The organism is Streptomyces sp. NPDC048383 (assembly GCF_040651775.1).
GTDB lineage: Bacteria > Actinomycetota > Actinomycetes > Streptomycetales > Streptomycetaceae > Streptomyces.
Window position 1 is genome coordinate 1 of sequence record NZ_JBEZKS010000093.1, and the last position, 20,028, is coordinate 20,028.

Sequence of the window (20,028 nt, forward strand, 5' to 3'; positions counted from 1 at the left end):
GCGCTGCCGGCGGGTGGTGTGATGATCGCGCTGGAGGCGGCGGAGGACGAGGTCCTGCCGTTGCTGACGGATCGGGTGAGCATCGCGGCGATCAATGGTCCGCGTGCGGTGGTCATCGCGGGTGACGAGGACGCGGCCGTGGCGGTCGTGGATGCTTTGGCCGGTCGGAAGTCCAAGCGGCTCGCGGTGAGTCACGCGTTCCACTCGCCGCACATGGACGGCATGGTGGAGGCCTTCCGTCAGGTGGTGGCGGGCCTGTCGTTCTCCGCCCCGAGCATTCCGATCGTCTCCAACCTGACCGGCGCTCTGATCGCCGACGGTGAGATGGGTTCGGCGGAGTTCTGGGTACGGCACGTCCGCGAGGCGGTCCGCTTCCTCGACGGTGTCCGCACGCTGGAAGCCGCCGGCGTGACCACGTACGTCGAACTCGGCCCGGACGGGATCCTGTCGGCCCTCGCCCAGGACTGCCTCACCGCGGAGTCCGCCACCCGGGACGCCGTCTTCGTACCCGCCCTGCGCAAGGGCCGCCCCGAGGCCGAGGTGCTGGTCACCGCCCTCGCGCGGGCCCACGTCCGCGGCGTCCGCGTCGACTGGCGGGCCTTCTTCGCCGGCGCCGGTACCGGACGCGTCGACGACCTGCCCACCTACCCCTTCCAGCGGCAGCGCTACTGGATCGAGCCCGGCAGCCCGATCGGTGACCTCGGCGCGGCCGGACTCGACGCCGCCGCGCACCCGCTGCTCGGCGCGACCGTCGCCCTCGCCGACTCAGGGGGCCTCGTCTTCACCGCGATGCTCTCCTCGACCACCCACCCCTGGCTCGTCGACCACGCCGTGATGGGCAGCGTGCTGCTCCCCGGCACCGCCTTCGTCGACCTGGCGATCTGGGCCGGCGACCAGGTCGGCTGCGGAGTCCTCGAAGAACTCACCCTCGAAGCACCGCTCGTACTGCCCGAACGCGGCGGCGTACAGCTCCAGATGCACGTGAGCGCGCCCGACGCCGACGGCAGCGGTCGCCGCTCCCTCGGCCTCTCCTCCCGCCCGAAGGACGGCGAAGCCGACGAGCCCTGGACACGGCACGCCGGCGGCGTCCTCGCCCCCGCCACCCTCTCGGCGGCCCCGACACCCTTCGCCGCCGGCCAGTGGCCCCCGGCGGGCGCCGAACCCCTCCCCACGGAGAACCTCTACGCCGACCTCGTCGAGGTCGGCATGGGCTACGGCCCCGTGTTCCAAGGGCTCACCGCCGCCTGGCAGCGGGGCGACAGCGTCTACGCCGAAGTCGCCCTGCCCGAGCAAACCGTCACCGCGGCGGCCGACTTCGGCCTGCACCCCGCGCTCCTCGACGCCGCGCTCCACACGCTGGGCCTCGGAGTCCTCGGCGGCACCGACGGCGAGGGCCGGCTCCCGTTCGCCTGGAGCGGCGTGACCCTCCACGCCAACGGCGCCGACGCCCTGCGCGTGCACCTCACCCCGACGGGCCGGGGCGGCGGCATCCGCCTGGAGATCGCGGACCCGACGGGCGCGCCCGTCGCCACCGTCGACTCGCTCGTCCTGCGCGCCGTATCGGCCGAGCAGGTCCGGGCGGCGGCCACCGCGCACCACGAGTCCGTGTTCCGCACCGAGTGGACGCCGCTGCCCGCGACCCCCGCCGCCACCCCGGCCGGCGCCCGTTGGGCGGTCCTGGGCGCCGAGGTGCCCGCCGCCCTCCGCGCCGCGGGCGCGACCGGTGTCACGATCACCGTCCACGCGGACCTGGCCGAACTCGCGGCCTCCGTCGACGCCGGAGCAGCCGTCCCCGACGTCGTGTTCACCGGCTACGGACAGGCGGCGGCCGAACACCCGGCCGGCTCCGAGGGGCAGGACGCCGACGGCCGGCCCGCCACCGCGCCCGAGTTCTCCGCCGATGCCGTGCACCGGGCCGCGCACCACGCCCTCGCCCTCGCCCGAACCTGGCTGGGCGAGGAGCCCTTCGCCGGCGACCGGTTCGCCGCCACCCGTCTCGTCGTCCTGACCAGCGGCACCGTCGCGGCCGGTGACGGCGGGACCGACACGGTCACCGACCCCGTCCACGCGGTCGTCCGGGGCCTGCTGTCCTCCGCGCAGGCCGAGAACCCCGACCGGATCCTGCTGCTGGACACCGACGCCGCCACCGACACCGACGCCGGTGAAGCCTCCGCCACCGCCCTGCCCGCCGCCTTGGCCGGCGCCGTCACCGCGGGAGAGCCGCGACTCGCCCTGCGCGCCGGGACCGTCCACGTACCGCGCTTCACCCGGGTGGCCCGGGAGACCCCGGAGACCGACACGGACCGGCCGGCGGGCGCCGGGGTCACGTACGCGCCGGAGTCGACCGTCCTGATCACCGGAGCCGGCGGGCTCCTCGGCGGGCTGATCGCCCACCGGCTCGTCGCCGAGCACGGCGTACGCCACCTGCTGCTCGTCGGCCGGCGCGGCGGATCCACCCCCGAAGCGCAGCGGCTCACCACCGAACTCACCGCCGCCGGTGCCTCGGTGACCTGGGCGGCCTGCGACGTCGCCGACCGGGACGCGCTCGCCGCCGTACTGGAGGCGATACCCGCCGCGCACCCGCTCGGCGCGGTCGTCCACACCGCCGGCGTCCTCGACGACGGCATCGTCACGTCCCTCACGCCCGAACGCCTGTCGGCCGTCCTGCGGCCCAAGGCCGACGCGGCCTGCCACCTGCACGAACTGACCCGCGACCTCGACCTCTCCGCCTTCCTGCTGTTCTCCTCCATCGGCGGCGTCCTCGGCGGCGCCGGCCAGGGCAACTACGCGGCGGCCAACGTCTTCCTCGACGCCCTCGCCCAACACCGCCGCTCCCTCGGCCTGCCCGCCACCTCCCTCGCCTGGTCCCTGTGGGCCGACGGCTCGGGCATGGCCGGCAGCCTCACCGACGCCGACATCAGCCGCATGACCCGTGGCGGACTGCCCCCGCTCACCTCGGCCGAGGGCCTCGACCTCTTCGACCTCGTCCACCGCATCGACGAACCCGTACCCGTCCTGATGCGCGTCGACCTCCCCGGCCTGCGCACGCAGGCCCGCGCGGGTGCCCTGTCCCCGCTGCTGCGCGGACTCGTACGGGTCCCCGTACGCCGTACCGCGGGCGGCGCCGCGGCCGGTGTCTCCGGCCTGCGGGCGAGCCTCGCCGGGCTCCCGGCCGCCGAACAGGACCGTGCGCTCCTCGACCTCGTACGCAAGCAGGTCGCCTCGGCGCTCGGCTACCCGGGCGCCGCCTCCGTCGAGCCCGGCCGGTCCTTCAAGGAACTCGGCTTCGACTCGCTGACCGCCGTCGAACTGCGCAACCTGCTCGGCGAGGCCACCGGCCGTCGACTGCCCGCCACCCTCGTCTTCGACTACCCGACGGCCACCGCCCTCGCCCAATACCTCCGCCAGGAGATCGTCGGCGACCTCGCGGACGACGCGGGCGACCGCGCGAGCGGCCCCACCTCCCGCCGGGCCGCCGCCACGGCCGCCGGCCAGGACGACGACCCGATCGCCATCGTCGCCATGAACTGCCGCTTCCCCGGAAACGTCGCCTCTCCCGAGGACCTGTGGCGGATGCTCGCCGAGGGCCGCGACGGCATCACCGCCTTCCCCGCCGACCGCGGCTGGGACCTCGACACCCTCTACAGCGACGACCCCGACCGCGAGGGCACCAGCTACGTCCGCGAGGGCGGCTTCCTCCACGAGGCCGCCTCCTTCGACGCCGCCTTCTTCGGGATCTCCCCGCGCGAAGCCCTCGCCATGGACCCCCAGCAGCGCCTGCTGCTGGAGACCACCTGGGAGACGTTCGAGCGCGCCGGCATCGACCCGACCACCCTGCACGGCAGCCGCACCGGCGTGTTCATCGGCTCCAACGCCCAGGACTACCTCCAACTGTGGCTGAACGACGGCGACGGCCTCGAAGGACACCTCGGCACGGGCAACGCCGCCAGCGTCGTCTCCGGCCGCATCTCCTACAGCTTCGGCCTGGAGGGGCCGGCCGTCACCGTCGACACCGCCTGCTCCTCCTCGCTCGTCACCCTGCACCTCGCCGCGCAGGCCCTGCGCAGCGGCGAATGCGCCATGGCCCTCGCCGGCGCGGTCACCATCATGTCCACGCCCGGCGCGTTCACCGAGTTCAGCCGCCAGCGCGGCCTCGCGGACAACGGCCGCATCAAGGCGTTCGCCGCCGCCGCCGACGGCACCATCTGGTCCGAGGGCGTCGGCCTGCTCCTCCTGGAACGCCTCTCCGACGCCCGCCGCAACGGACACCCCGTCCTCGCCGTGGTCCGCGGCACCGCCGTCAACCAGGACGGCGCCTCCAACGGCCTCACCGCCCCCAACGGCCCGTCCCAGCAGCGCGTCATCCGCGAAGCACTCGACGACGCCGGCCTGACCGCCACGGACGTCGACGCCGTCGAAGCCCACGGCACGGGAACCCGCCTCGGCGACCCCATCGAGGCCCAGGCCCTCCTGGCCACCTACGGCCAGGACCGACCCGAGGGCCGGCCGCTGCTGCTCGGCTCGGTGAAGTCGAACATCGGCCACACCCAGGCCGTCGCCGGCGCCGCGGGCGTCATCAAGATGGTCATGGCGATGCGGCACGGCATCCTGCCCCAAACCCTCCACATCGACGAGCCCACCCCGTACGTCGACTGGACGGCAGGCGACATCGAGCTGCTGACCGAACAGCGGACCTGGCCCGAGACCGGCCGTCCGCGCCGCGCCGGCATCTCCTCGTTCGGCTACAGCGGCACCAACGCCCACGCCGTCATCGAGCAGGCCCCGCACCCCGCGGACGACTCCCCGTCCCCGACGCCCACCGCGCCCGGGATCCCGGTCCTGCCGTGGCTCGTCTCCGGCCGCACCGCGGCCGCCCTGCGCGCCCAGGCGGACCGCCTGCACCCGGCCGCGGCCGACGCCGTCGCCACCACGGGAACCCGCGGCGCCCTCGACCTCGGCCACTCCCTCGCCGCCCACCGCGCCGCCCTGGAACACCGCGCGGTCGTGCTGGCCCCGGCGTCGGACGCCGAGTCCCTCCTCGGCCGCCTGACGGCCCTGGCCGCCGGCGAACCGGTACCGGGCCTCGTCCAAGGCGTGGCATCGAGCGGCGGCCTCGCCTTCCTGTTCACCGGCCAGGGCAGTCAGCGACTGGGTATGGGGCGCGAACTGTACGACGCCTACCCGGTGTTCGCGGCCGCGTTGGACGAGGTGTGCGGTCGGCTGGAGCTCGATGCGCCGTTGAAGGACGTGTTGTTCGGGTCGGACGCGGCCCTGTTGGACGAGACGCGGTTCACGCAGCCGGCGTTGTTCGCGGTCGAGGTGGCGCTGTTCCGGCTGCTCGAATCGTGGGGTGTCCGGCCGGACTTCGTGTCGGGGCATTCGATAGGTGAGATCGCTGCCGCGCATGTGGCGGGTGTGCTGTCGCTGGATGACGCGTGTGTGTTGGTGACGGCGCGTGGTCGGTTGATGCAGGCGCTGCCGGCCGGTGGCGTGATGATCGCGGTGCAGGCTTCGGAGGACGAGGTCCTGCCGCTGTTGACGGACCGGGTGAGCATCGCGGCCGTCAACGGGCCGCAGTCGGTGGTGATCGCGGGTGATGAGGACGCCGCTGTCGCGGTGGTGGAGTCGCTCGTCGGCCGCAAGAGCAAGCGGCTCACCGTCAGCCACGCCTTCCACTCGCCCCACATGGACGGCATGTTGGAGGACTTCCGCCAGGTGGTGGAGGGCCTGTCGTTCGCGGCGCCGCGCATTCCGATCGTGTCGAACCTGACCGGCGCCCTCATCGCCGAGGGCGAGATGGGCTCGGCGGACTTCTGGGTCCGCCACGTCCGCGAAGCCGTTCGCTTCCTCGACGGCGTCCGCGCCCTCGAAGCGGTGGGTGTGACGACGTACGTCGAGCTGGGACCGGACGGTGTACTGTCCGCCCTCGCCCAGGAGTGCCTGACGGGCGACGCGGAGACCGCCTTCGTTCCCGCCCTGCGCGCGGACCGGGGAGAAGCGGAGACAGTCGTCACCGCCGCGGCCCGGGTCCACGTCCGGGGTGTGGACGTCGACTGGTCGACGTTCTTCACCGGCACGGGCGCCCGGCGCATGGAGCTGCCGACGTACGCCTTCCAGCGACAGCGCTACTGGCCCGAGACCATCCTCTGGAACGGCCCGGTCGCCTCCACGCCGGCCGCCGGCGGGGTGGACGCCCGGTTCTGGGACGCGGTGGAGAGCGGCGACCTGACGTCGCTGGCGTCCGAACTGGACGTGCCCGGCGACGCACGCATCAGCGACCTCGTCCCCGCCCTGTCGGCCTGGCGCCGACAGGGCCAGGAACAGTCGGAGATCGACGGCTGGCGCTACCGGGTGTCGTGGAAGCCGCTGACGGACGCCGGTGCCGGTGTGCGGCTGTCGGGTGTCTGGCTGGTGGTGGTTCGTGCCGGAGGCGTGGATGACGCGGCTGTGGTGGGTGCGTTGGTCGGGCGTGGGGCCGAGGTGCGCCGGGTGGTGGTCGAACCGGGTACCGAGAGGGAGTCCTTGGCCGGTCTGTTGTCGGGCGTCGGCTCTGTGGCCGGTGTGGTGTCGCTGCTGGCTCTGGGGGAGTCGGCGGGTGTCGTTCAGAGCGCTGTTCTGGTGCAGGCGTTGGGTGATGCCGGGGTGGAGGCGCCGTTGTGGTGCCTGACCCGTGGTGCGGTGAGTGTGGGTCGTTCCGATGTCCTGGTGTCGGCGGTCCAGGCGCAGGTGTGGGGTCTGGGTCGGGTGGCGGCGTTGGAGGTTCCGGAGCGTTGGGGTGGTCTGGTGGACCTTCCCGAGGTGTGGGACGAGCGGGCGATGGGCCGCTTGGCGGGTGTGTTGGCCGGTGGTTCTGTCGGTGAGGACCAGGTCGCGGTGCGTTCTTCGGGCGTCTTCGGGCGTCGTTTGGTGCGTGTGGTGGCGGGGGGTACGGATTCTTGGGTGCCGTCGGGGACGGTGTTGGTGACCGGTGGTACGGGTGCGCTGGGTGGTCGGGTGGCCCGGTGGTTGGCCGGGGCGGGTGCCGGGCGTCTGGTGCTGACCAGTCGTCGGGGTGGGGACGCTGCGGGTGCGGCCGAGTTGGTTGCCGAGTTGTCGGAGCTTGGTGTCGAGGTGTCGGTGGTGGCGTGTGATGCCGCTGACCGGGATGCGTTGGGTGCGCTGCTGGCCGCCGAGGCCGACACGCTGACGGCGGTGGTGCATACGGCTGGGATCTTGGACGACGGGGTGCTCGACGCTCTGACTCCGGAGCGGTTCGAAGGCGTACTGCGGGCCAAGGCGGTTTCCGCGCTGAACCTGCACGAGCTGACCGTCGAGCTGGGTATCGAGTTGTCCGCGTTCGTGCTGTTCTCCTCCATGAGCGGCACGGTGGGTGCGGCCGGTCAGGGCAACTATGCCGCCGCGAACGCCTATTTGGACGCGCTGGCCGAGCAGCGTCGTGCTGCCGGTCTGGTCGCGACGTCGATCGCGTGGGGTCCGTGGGCCGAGGGCGGCATGGCGGCCGATGAGGCGATGGACGCCCGGATGCGCCGTGGCGGCGTACCGCCCATGAACGCCGACCTGGCGATCACCGCTCTCCGGCAGGCCGTCGGTTCGGACGAGGCGGTACTGACCGTCGTCGACTTCGACTGGGCTAAGTTCGCGCCCGGGTTCACCGCCGTACGCGTCGGCAAGCTGCTCGCCGACCTGCCCGAGGCCGAGGCCGTCACCCGGGGTGCGGAGCGGGCGGGCGACCGTACCGAGCGCGCGGGCTCTTCGCTCGCCGAGCGCCTGCGGGGCCTGCCCGCCGACGACCGGGAGGCCTTCCTCCTCGACCTCGTGCGTGCACAGGTCGCCGAGGTCCTCGGCCACTCCGGCGCCCAGGACGTCGAGGCGGGACGCGCCTTCCGCGAGATCGGATTCGACTCGCTCACGGCGGTCGAACTCCGCAACCGGCTCGGCGCCGCCACCGAACTGCGGCTGTCGGCCACGCTCGTCTACGACTACCCGACCCCGGCCGCGCTCGCCGCCCACCTGGGTTCCGAACTCCTCGGAACCCAGGTCGAGGCCGCGGGCCCGACGGTCAGGGCCGTCGACGACGACCCGATCGCGATCGTCGCCATGAGCTGCCGCTTCCCCGGCGGAGTGCGCACGCCGGAAGACCTCTGGCAGTTGGTGGCGTCCGGTACCGACGCCATTTCCGACCTTCCCCTGGACCGCGGCTGGAACCTCGACGCCCTCTACGACGCCGACCCGAGCACGCAGGGCACCTCGTACGCCCGCGAAGGCGGCTTCCTCTACGACGTCGCCGACTTCGACGCCGACTTCTTCGGGATCTCGCCGCGCGAGGCCCTCGCCATGGACCCGCAGCAGCGCCTGCTGCTGGAGACCTCGTGGGAGGCCTTCGAGCGCGCCGGCATCGACCCCGAGACGCTGCGCGGCAGCCAGGCCGGTGTCTTCGTCGGTACCAACGGACAGGACTACCTGTCCGTGCTCCTGGAGGAACCGGCCGGTCTGGAAGGGCATTTGGGTACGGGCAACGCGGCGAGCGTGGTGTCCGGCCGGCTGTCGTACGTGTTCGGCCTCGAAGGACCGGCGGTCACCGTCGACACGGCCTGCTCGTCGTCCCTGGTCGCGCTGCACTGGGCGATCCAGGCGCTGCGTCAGGGTGAGTGCGACCTGGCCCTGGCCGGTGGCGTGACCGTGATGTCCACGCCGGGCACGTTCATCGAGTTCAGCCGTCAGCGCGGGCTCGCGGCCGACGGCCGGATCAAGGCGTTCGCGGAGGGTGCGGACGGTACGGGTTGGGGTGAGGGTGTCGGCATGCTGCTCGTGGAGCGGCTGTCGGACGCCCGCCGCAACGGGCACCCGGTGCTGGCGGTCGTACGTGGTTCGGCCGTCAACCAGGACGGTGCGAGCAACGGCCTGACCGCGCCGAACGGGCCGTCGCAGCAGCGGGTGATCCGTGCGGCGCTGGCGGGCGCGGGCCTGACCGCCGCCGACGTGGACGCCGTCGAGGCCCACGGCACCGGCACCACCCTCGGCGACCCGATCGAAGCCCAGGCCCTGCTGGCCACCTACGGCCAGGACCGGCCCGAGGGCCGGCCGCTGCTCCTCGGTTCGATCAAGTCGAACATCGGGCACACGCAGGCCGCGGCCGGTGTCGCGGGCGTCATCAAGATGGTGATGGCCATGCGGGAGGGGGAGCTTCCCGAAAGCCTCCACATCGACGAGCCGTCCCCGCAGGTGGACTGGCAGGCGGGTGACATCGAACTGCTGACCGAGCGGCGGCCCTGGCCGGAGACCGGCCGTCCGCGCCGGGCAGGCGTCTCCTCGTTCGGCTTCAGCGGCACCAACGCACACACGATCATCGAGCAGGCCCCGCCGGCGCCGCAGCTGTCACAGCTGTCGCAGGCGGAGCTCGGCGCGGGCGACGCGGGAGCCGTGGAGCCGAGTGCCCGGCGGATGCCGCTGCCGCTGGTGATTTCGGCGAAGAGCGGGACGGGGCTGCGGGCCCAGGCCGACCGGCTGCGGGCGCGACTCCAGGCGGACCCCGAGCTGTCGCTGACGGACGTCGGCAGGACGCTGGCCACCGGCCGCTCGGCGTTCGAGGAGCGGGCGGCGGTGACCGCCACGGACCGTGAGGGCCTGCTGGCCGGTCTCGCGGCCCTGGCGGACGGAGACACGGCGCCGGGAGTGGTGACGGGGTCGCCGGTCGGCGGGAAGATTGCCTTCCTGTTCACCGGTCAGGGGAGCCAGCGCCTCGGCATGGGGCGTGAACTGTACGACGCCTACCCGGTGTTCGCGGAGGCTCTCGACGCGGTGTGTGCGCGTCTGGATCTCGAAGTGCCGTTGCGGGACGTTCTCTTCGGGTCGGATGCGGGCCTGTTGGACGAGACGCGGTTCACGCAGCCGGCGTTGTTCGCGGTCGAGGTGGCGCTGTTCCGGCTCCTCGAGTCGTGGGGTGTGAAGCCGGACTTCCTCTGCGGCCATTCGATCGGTGAGATCGCCGCCGCGCACCTGTCCGGTGTGCTGTCACTGGACGACGCGTGCACGTTGGTCGCGGCGCGTGGTCGGTTGATGCAGGCGCTGCCGGCCGGTGGCGTGATGGTCGCGGTGCAGGCTTCGGAGGACGAGGTCCTGCCGCTGCTGACGGACCGGGTGAGCATCGCCGCCGTCAACGGTCCGCAGTCGGTCGTGATCGCGGGCGACGAGGACGCCGCGGTGGCCATCGCCGCATCCCTCAGCGGTCGTAAGAGCAAGCAGCTCTCGGTCAGTCACGCGTTCCACTCGCCGCACATGGACGCCATGTTGGATGACTTCCGCCGGGTGGTCGAGGGACTGTCGTTCGCGACGCCGCGCATCCCGATCGTGTCGAACCTGACCGGGTCCCTCGTCACCGAGGAACTCGCCACCGCGGACTTCTGGGTCCGCCACGTCCGCGAAGCCGTGCGCTTCCTCGACGGCATCCGGGCCCTGGAGGCCGCGGGGGTCACGACGTACCTCGAACTCGGGCCCGACGGTGTCCTGTCCGCCCTCGGACAGGAGTGCCTGACCGAGCCGAGTGCGGTGTTCGTGCCGGTGCTGCGCAAGGGGCGGTCCGAGACGGAAACGGCCATGGCCGCGCTGGCCGGCAGCCACGTCCGCGGGATCCCCGTCGACTGGCAGACGCTCCACGGGAACGGCGCCGTACGCGTCGACCTGCCGACGTACGCCTTCCAGCGCAGCCGGTACTGGCCGGAAACGGCGCTCGGGCGACGCGGCGGGGCCGCGGGCACGGGCCCGGAGGTCGACGGGTGGCGGTACCGGGTGTCGTGGAAGCCGCTGGCGGACGTCGGCGGCGCCGGCGCGGGCCTGTCCGGATCCTGGCTGCTGGTGGTTCCGACCGCCGGCGTGGACGACACGGCCGTGGTGGGCGCGCTGAGCGGGCGTGGGGCTGAGGTCCACCGCGTGGCGGTCGAGTCCGGCACCGATCGGGAAGCCCTTGCCGGGCTGCTGTCCGGTGTGGAAAGCGCCGTCGCCGGTGTGGTGTCCCTGCTCGCGTGGGACAAGTCGGCCGGTATCGGCGCGACAGCCGTCCTGGTGCAGGCGCTCGGCGATGCCGGGGTCGAGGCGCCGCTGTGGTGCGTGACGCGTGGTGCGGTGAGTGTGGGTCGTTCGGATCGGCTGGTGTCGCCGGTTCAGGCGCAGGTGTGGGGTCTTGGTCGGGTGGCCGCGCTGGAGGCGCCCGAACGCTGGGGTGGTCTCGTCGACCTCCCCGAGGTGTGGGACGAGCGGGCGATGGGCCGGTTGGTCGGGGTCCTGGCCGGTGCTCCTGCCGGTGAGGACCAGGTCGCGGTGCGTTCGTCCGGGGTCTTCGGGCGCCGTCTGGTCCGTGCCGCCGCCGTTCAGGGCGAGCCGTCCTGGGCGCCGTCCGGGACGGTGTTGGTGACCGGTGGTACGGGTGCGCTGGGTGGTCGGGTCGCGCGGTGGTTGGCCGGGGCCGGCGCCGGGCGTCTGGTGCTGACCAGCCGGCGGGGCATGGACGCCCCCGGGGCGGCCGAGCTGGCCGCCGAGCTGTCGGAGCTGGGTGTGGAGGTGTCGGTGGTTGCGTGTGACGCCGCCGACCGGGATGCGCTGCGCACGCTGCTGGCCACCGAGGCCGACACGCTCACCGCGATCGTCCACACCGCCGGAATCCTGGACGACGGCGTGCTCGACGCCCTCACGCCGGACCGGTTCGAGTCCGTACTCCGGGCCAAGGCGGTCTCCGCCCTCAACCTGCACGAGCTGACCGTCGAACTCGGCATCGAACTCTCCGCGTTCGTCCTGTTCTCGTCCGTCACGGGTACGTGGGGCACGGCCGGCCAGGCCAACTACGCAGCGGCCAACGCCTACTCGGACGCGCTGGCCGAACAGCGGCGTGCCGACGGCCTGGCCGCCACGTCGATCGCGTGGGGCCCGTGGGCCGAGGGCGGCATGGCCGCCGACGGCGCGCTCGACGCCCGCATGCGCAAGGGCGGCGTACCGCCCATGGCCGCCGGGTCGGCGATCGACGCCCTCCACCGCGCCCTCGACGCGAACGACACCGTCGTCACCGTCGTGGACGTGGACTGGGACCGGTTCGCCACCGGCTTCACCGCCGTGCGCCCCGGCAACCTCTTCGCCGAACTGCCGGAGGCGCGCGGTGCCTTCACCGCACGCGGGGCCGACGCAGGGTCGTCCGACGGGTCGGGCCACGGTCGGCAGTCCCTCGTGTCGCGGCTGGCGGGACTCTCCGTCGCCGAGCGGGACCGGCTGCTGCTGGACCTCGTCCGCAAGGAGGTCGCCGCGGTCCTCGGTCACGCCGGAGCGGAAAGCGTCGGCGCGGGACGGGCGTTCAAGGAGCTCGGCTTCGATTCGCTGACCGCCGTCGAACTCCGCAACCGGCTGGGTTCCACCACCGGACTGCGCCTGCCGGCCACACTCATCTACGACTACCCGACCTCCACGGACCTGGCGGACCACCTGCGCGGTGAACTGCTCGGCACCGAGGAAGCGGTGAGCGCTCTCGCGGCGCGGGCGACGGCCAAGCCGGGCGACGACGATCCGATCGCGATCGTCGCGATGAGCTGCCGCTTCCCCGGTGGCGTGCGCACCCCCGAGGACCTGTGGCAGCTGCTTGCCGCCGGCGGCGACGCCATCGGCGAGTTCCCGGCCGACCGGGGCTGGGACGCGGAGGAACTCTTCGGGCCGCGCTCCGAGCAGGAGGCCCCGTACGCCCGCGAAGGCGGATTCCTCTACGACGTCGCGCAGTTCGACCCCGGATTCTTCGGGATCTCGCCGCGCGAGGCCCTCGCCATGGACCCGCAGCAGCGGCTGTTGCTGGAGACCTCGTGGGAGGCGTTCGAGCGGGCCGGCATCGACCCGTCGTCCCTGCGAGGCAGCCAGGCCGGCGTGTTCGTCGGGACCAACGGGCAGGACTACCTTTCGCTCGTGCTGAACTCCGCCGACGGCGGAGACGGGTTCATGAGCACCGGCAACTCCGCGAGCGTCGTCTCCGGCCGCCTCTCCTACGTGTTCGGCCTCGAAGGGCCGGCCGTCACCGTCGACACCGCGTGCTCGGCATCGCTCGTGGCCCTGCACCTCGCCGTACAGGCGCTCCGCAACGGCGAATGCTCGATCGCTCTGGCCGGTGGTGTGACGGTCATGTCGACACCGGGAGCGTTCGTCGAGTTCGCCCGCCAGGGCGGCCTCGCCGCGGACGGCCGGATCAAGGCCTTCGCGGAAGGCGCGGACGGTACGGGTTGGGGTGAGGGTGTCGGCATGCTGCTCGTGGAGCGGCTGTCGGACGCCCGCCGCAACGGTCATCCGGTGCTGGCGGTGGTGCGTGGTTCGGCGGTCAACCAGGACGGTGCGAGCAACGGTCTGACGGCACCGAACGGGCCGTCGCAGCAGCGGGTGATCCGTGCGGCGCTGGCCGGGGCGGGTCTGACCGCCGCCGACGTGGACGCCGTCGAGGCCCACGGCACGGGCACGAAGCTGGGCGACCCGATCGAGGCGCAGGCGCTGCTGGCCACGTACGGGCAGGACCGGCCCGAGGGCCGGCCGCTGCTGCTCGGTTCGATCAAGTCGAACATCGGGCACACCCAGGCCGCGGCCGGTGTCGCGGGCGTCATCAAGATGGTGATGGCCATGCGGCACGGCACGCTGCCGCAGACCCTGCACGTCGACGGGCCCACCCCGCACGTCGACTGGACGGCGGGCGAGGTGGAACTGCTGACCGAGCAGCGGGCGTGGCCGGAGACCGGCCGCCCGCGCCGGGCCGGTGTCTCCTCGTTCGGTGTGAGCGGCACGAACGCCCACACCATCCTGGAGCAGGCCCCTGAAACGCCCGATGCGATGGAGGCCCCCGAGTCACCGGAGGCCGACGAGTCCGGCGCCTGGCCGTGGACCCTCACCGGCCGTACGCAGGCCGCTCTACGCGACCAGGCCGCCCGGCTGCTCGGCCACCTCGCCGGCGGCGGCGGGGCACGGCCGGTGGACGTCGGTCACTCGCTCGCGACCGGCCGGGCCCTGCTCGACCACCGCGCCGTGATCGTCGCGGACGGGGAGGAGGCTTACCGAGGGGCGCTGACGGCGCTCGCGGCAGGCGACTCCGCCGCCGAGCTGACCCGGGGTGTGGCGAACACGGAACAGATGGTGGCTTTCCTGTTCACCGGGCAGGGCAGCCAGCGGATCGGGATGGGGGGTGAACTGTACGACGCCTTCCCGGTGTTCGCCGCCGCGCTGGATGCGGTGTGCGAGCGGCTCGATCTGGAAGTGCCGCTGAAGGAGGTGCTGTTCGGGGCGGATGGCGGCCTGCTGGATCGGACCGAGTACGCCCAGCCGGCGTTGTTCGCGGTGGAGGTGGCGCTGTTCCGGCTGCTGGAATCGTGGGGCGTGCGGCCGGACTTCGTGTCCGGCCATTCGGTCGGTGAGATTTCTGCCGCGCACGTGGCGGGTGTCCTGTCGCTGGACGACGCGTGCACGCTGGTCGCGGCGCGCGGCCGGTTGATGCAGGCGCTGCCGACCGGTGGCGTGATGATCGCCCTGCAGGCCTCGGAGGACGAGGTCCTGCCGTTGCTGACGGACCGGGTGAGCGTCGCCGCCGTCAACGGCCCGCAGTCGGTCGTGATCGCCGGTGACGAGGACGCGGCGACGTCGGTCGTGGAGTTCTTCACCGGCCGCAAGTCCAAGCGGCTCACGGTCAGTCATGCCTTCCATTCGCCGCACATGGACGGCATGCTCGCCGACTTCCGCAAGGTGGCGGACGGGCTGGCGTACGCGACGCCGCGCGTCCCGATCGTCTCGAACCTGACCGGCGCCCTGATCGCCGAGGACGAGATGGGCAGCGCGGACTTCTGGGTCCGGCACGTCCGCGAGGGTGTCCGGTTCCTCGACGGCGTCCGCGCGCTGGAAGCCGCCGGCGTGACCACGTACCTCGAACTCGGCCCCGATGGAATCCTGTCCGCCCTCGCCCAGGACTGCCTGGCCGAGGCGACCGTCACGTGTGTGCCCGTGCTCCGCAAGGCACGCGCCGAGGCCGTGACCCTCGTCACCGCCCTCGCGCAGGCGCACGTCCAAGGCGTCACCGTCGACTGGACGGCCTTCTACGCCGGGACCGGCGCGCGGCGCGTCGACCTGCCGACGTACGCCTTCCAGCGCGAGCGCTACTGGATCGACTCCTTCGCGGCGCTGGAGGACGCCGCCTCGCTCGGCATCGAGTCGGCGGGGCACCCGCTGCTCGGCGCGGCGGTCGAACTGCCGGACACGGGAGGGTTCCTGTTCACCGGCCGACTGTCCCGCCGTACGCACCCCTGGTTGGCCGGCCACGTCGTGGCCGACTCGGTGGTCGTGCCCGGTGCGGCCTTCGTCGAACTCGCGCTGCGGGCCGGCGCCGAGGCCGGCTGCGGCCGGCTGGAGGAGCTGACCCACGAGGCACCGCTCGTGCTGCCTGAGGTCGGAGCCGTACAGCTCCGGCTCACCGTCGGCGGGGCGGACGACGCCGGACGTCGCACCGTCCAGGTACACAGTCGGACCGAAGCGACGGACGGCCCCACGGCACACGGCGGGACCTGGTCCCGCCACGCCACGGGCCACCTCGGCGAGACCGAATCCGAGACCGAATCCGAGACCGAATCCGGGGCCGCCTTCGAAGCCCCCTTCGAAGCCGAGTGGGCAGCCGGGGACGTCGTCGGCTCCGTCGGCTCCGTCGGCACCTCCGTCGGCGCCGAAGCGTGGCCGCCCGCCGACGCCGTGGAGGTTCCCGTCGAAGACGTGCACGAGCGCCTCGCGGTCGCCGGGCTCCACCACGGACCGGAGCTCAGGACCCTGAACGGGATCTGGGTGCGCGGCGACGAGGTCTTCGCAGAGGTCGGACTCTCCGACGAACTGCGTTCCCCGGCAGCTGGGTTCGCCCTCCATCCCGCTCTCCTCGACGCGGCGGTACAGGCCCTGACCGCCACCGCCGCGGACACCACCGCCCGCGAACCGCTCGCCTGGCGCGGAGTACGGCTCCACGGGGCGGGCGTGGACGTGGCCGACACGCTGCGCCTGCGGATCACCCCGGGCGGCGCGGACACCGTGTCCGTCGAACTGGCCGACGCGCAGGGCGTGCCCGTCGCGTCCGTCGCGACCCTGGTGACCCGGGAAGTCGACGTCGAGCGGTTCACGGCGCCGGCCCCCGACGGGGTCCACGACTCGCTGTTCCGCCTCGACTGGGTGCGGACGACTGCGGCCGCCCGGGTGGGCTCCGCGACCCTCGCGGTCATCGGCGCCGGCTCCGGCGCGGACTCGTTCGCCGCCGCCCTGGGCGCCGCCGGGGTCCCCGTCGCGACGTACGAGGACCTGGTGGCCCTGGAGGAAGCCGTCGCCGCCGGGCGCCGGCCCGCGCCCGACACCGTGGTCGTGCCGTTCATGGCGAGCACCGGCCGCACCCCGGCCCACCCGACGGCGGACGAGGTCCACGAGGTGACGCACCGGGCGCTCGCGACCGTGCAGACCTGGCTGGACAACGGCCGCTTCGCCGGCGCACGCCTCGCCGTCGTCACCCGGGGCGCCGTGGCCGCGCACACCGACACCGAGGCCGTCGACCTCGCCCACACCCCGGTGTGGGGCCTGCTGCGCGCGGCGCAGACCGAGCACCCCGACCGTTTCGTACTCGTCGACCTCGACGGGAGCGATGCCTCAGGGCGGGCCCTCGCGGCCGCCCTCACATCCGAGGAGCCCGAACTCGCCGTACGCAACGGAACGCTGTACGTACCGAGGTTGGCCCGGGTGGACACCGTCGCCGGGACGACGGACGGGGACGACACGAAGAGCCGCATCGACACCCGCGGTACGGTCCTCGTCACCGGGGCCGGCGGCGGACTCGCCGGCCTCCTCACCCGCCACCTGGTCACCGAACACGGCGTACGCCACCTGCTGCTCACCGGCCGCCGCGGCGGCGACACGGAGTCGGCCGGCGAACTCACCACGCGGCTGACCGCGTTGGGGGCGCAGGTCACCTGGGCGGCGTGCGACGTCGCCGACCGGGTCGCACTGGCCGCGCTGCTGGACTCCGTACCGGCCGAGCGTCCGTTGACGGCGGTCATCCACACGGCGGCCGTCCTGGACGACGGCGTCGTGGACCTGCTCACTCCCGAGCGCGTCGACCGGGTGATGCGGCCCAAGGTCGACGGGGCGCTGAACCTGCACGAGTTGACCCGTCACCTCGACCTGTCGGCGTTCGTCCTCTTCTCGGCCGCCGCCGGCACCCTCGGCGGTGCGGGTCAGGCCAACTACGGTGCGGCGAACGTCTTCCTCGACGCGCTCGCCCGGCACCGCCGGGCCGGCGGGCTCGCCGCACTGTCCCTGGTGTGGGGCATGTGGGCCGAAGAACGCGGCATGGCGGGCCGGCTCACCGACGCGGAGCGGGGACGCGCCGCGCGCGGCGGTGTCGCGCCGCTGTCGGCACGCGAAGGCCTTGCGCTCTTCGACGCCGCCCTCGCGGCGGACGGCGAGCCGGTCCTGCTGCCCGTGGCCATCGACCTCCCCACCCTGCGGGCCCGGGCCGCGGACGGCGGGATCCTCCCGATGTTCCGCGGCCTGGTCCGGACCCCCGTCCGACAGCGGCGACGGGCGACGGCGTCGTCCGTCACCTCCCCCGCCGACGGCACGACCGCGCCCGACGGGGCGGGGGAGCAGTCGCCGGCGCAGCGGCTCGCCGGGCTGGCGCCCGCCGAGCGGGAGCGGACCGTACTGGACCTGGTGCGGGGGCAGGTCGCCGCCGTACTCGGCTACCGGTCCGCAGAACAGATCGGGGAGGAGCAGGCGTTCAAGGAGCTGGGCTTCGACTCGTTGACCGCGGTCGAGCTGCGCAACCGGCTCGGCGCGGCAACCGGGCTGCGCCTGCCCGCCACCTTGATCTACGACTACCCGACCCCGGCCGCTCTCGCCCGGCAGGTGCTCGGCGAGCTGGCCCCCGAGGGGACGAGCGGCCGCAAGCTCTCCGTACTGGAGGAACTCGACCGCCTCGAAAGCACCTTCTCCTCGCTGGACCCGACGGAACTGGCCGCGACCGCCGGCGACGACGCGGCCCACGCACGGGTCGCGGTACGGCTCCAGACCCTGCTGGCCCAGTGGAACGAGGCCCGCGGGACGGACGACGAGGCGGGCGCCGGCGAGATCGAGGACGCGAGCGACGACGAGCTGTTCGCCCTCATCGACAAGAAGTTCGGTCAGGGCTGAACCCCAACCACCCCCAGGCCGTACCGCCGGAACCCCTGTTCCGACGGTACGGCCCCGGGCTTGCCGATATTCCTCAAATATCCTCGGGCTACCCCCGGCTCCCGGATCCGACTCGAACTCACTCGAACTCACTCGGACTCACTCGGACTCACTCGATCTCCCCGGATCTCCAAGGATCCGTCCGGCCTCCCCGGAACTCCCTTGAATTCTTGAGCCGTCCCTCCACGGTCTCGACACGCGAATAGGTGAAGCGCCAGTGGCGAACGAAGCAAAGCTCCGCGAATACCTCAAGAAGGTCACGACGGATCTCGACGAGGCGTACGGACGTCTGCGGGACATCGAGAGCCAGGCCCACGAGCCCGTCGCCATCACGGCCATGAGCTGCCGCTTCCCCGGCGGCGTCCGCTCGCCCGAGGAACTGTGGGACCTGCTCGCCGCCGGCGGCGACGCCCTCACCGCGTTCCCCACCGACCGGGGCTGGGACCTGGACCACCTGTTCTCCGACGACCCCGACGAACAGGGCACCTCGATCACCCGCGAGGGCGGGTTCCTCGACGGTGCCTCCGCGTTCGACGCCGACTTCTTCGGGATCTCCCCGCGCGAGGCCATGGCGATGGACCCGCAGCAGCGGCTGCTGCTGGAAACCTCCTGGGAGGCGTTCGAGCGGGCCGGCATCGACCCGCACACCCTGCGCGGTAGCCGGAGCGGCGTCTTCGTCGGCATGAACGGCTCCGACTACCTCACCCCGCTGCTCGAAGCGAGCGAGGACTACGCGGGCCACCTCGGCACCGGCAACGCCTCCAGCGTCCTGTCCGGTCGCCTCTCCTACACCTTCGGCCTCGAAGGCCCGGCGGTCACCGTCGACACCGCGTGCTCGGCCTCCCTCGTCGCCCTGCACCTCGCGGTGCAGGCCCTGCGGGCGGGGGAGTGCTCCATGGCCGTCGCCGGCGGCGTCCACGTCATGTCCACGCCCGGACTCTTCGTCGAGTTCAGCAAGCAGCGCGGACTGTCCACGGACGGCCGCTGCAAGGCCTTCGCGGCGGGCGCCGACGGCTTCGGCCCGGCGGAAGGAGTCGGCGTCCTGCTCCTGGAACGACTCTCCGACGCACGAAAGAACGGACGCCCGGTGCTCGCCGTGGTCCGTGGCTCCGCGATCAACCAGGACGGCGCCTCGAACGGCCTGACGGCCCCCAACGGCCCCTCGCAGCAGCGCGTCATCCGCCAGGCCCTGGCCAACGCGCGGCTCTCCACCGATCAGGTCGACGTGGTGGAGGCCCACGGCACGGGAACCTCACTCGGCGACCCGATCGAGGCACAGGCCCTGATGGCGACGTACGGACAGGCCCGCGCCGAGGGACAGCCGCTGTTCCTGGGCTCGGTGAAGTCGAACATCGGGCACACCCAGGCCGCGGCGGGCGTGGCGGGCGTGATCAAGATGGTGCTGGCCATGCGGCACGGGGTCCTGCCCCGCACCCTGCACGTCGACGAGCCCTCGCCCCACGTGGACTGGCGGTCCGGCGCCGTCGAACTGCTCACGGAACGTACGACGTGGCCCGAGACCGACCACCCGCGTCGTGCGGGTGTGTCGTCGTTCGGGTTCAGTGGGACGAACGCGCACGTGATCGTGGAGCAGGCGCCGGAGGTGGAGGTGGAGGCCTCCGGTTCTGGTGTGGGTTCGGGTGTGGGTTCTGGTGTGGGTTTGCCGGTGGTGCCGTGGGTGTTGTCGGGCAAGAGTGCGGTGGCGTTGCGGGCGCAGGCGGATCGTCTGGTGGGTTGGTTGCCGGGTGGTGCGGGTGTGGATCCGGTGGATGTGGGTTGGTCGTT

General features: G+C 73.0%; 2 protein-coding genes. Both read left to right on the forward strand.

Annotated elements, in window-relative coordinates; translation table 11 throughout:
- The first annotated feature begins 18 nt into the window (after positions 1-18).
- A complete protein-coding gene (locus AB0D46_RS36535; RefSeq protein WP_362884156.1) occupies positions 19-18,204 on the forward strand; it encodes a type I polyketide synthase in 18,186 nt (6,061 codons plus the stop codon).
- Positions 18,205-18,460: 256 nt separating this feature from the next.
- Positions 18,461-20,028 (forward strand): beta-ketoacyl synthase N-terminal-like domain-containing protein (locus tag AB0D46_RS36540; RefSeq protein ID WP_362884158.1); only part of this gene is annotated, 1,568 nt, incomplete at its 3' end.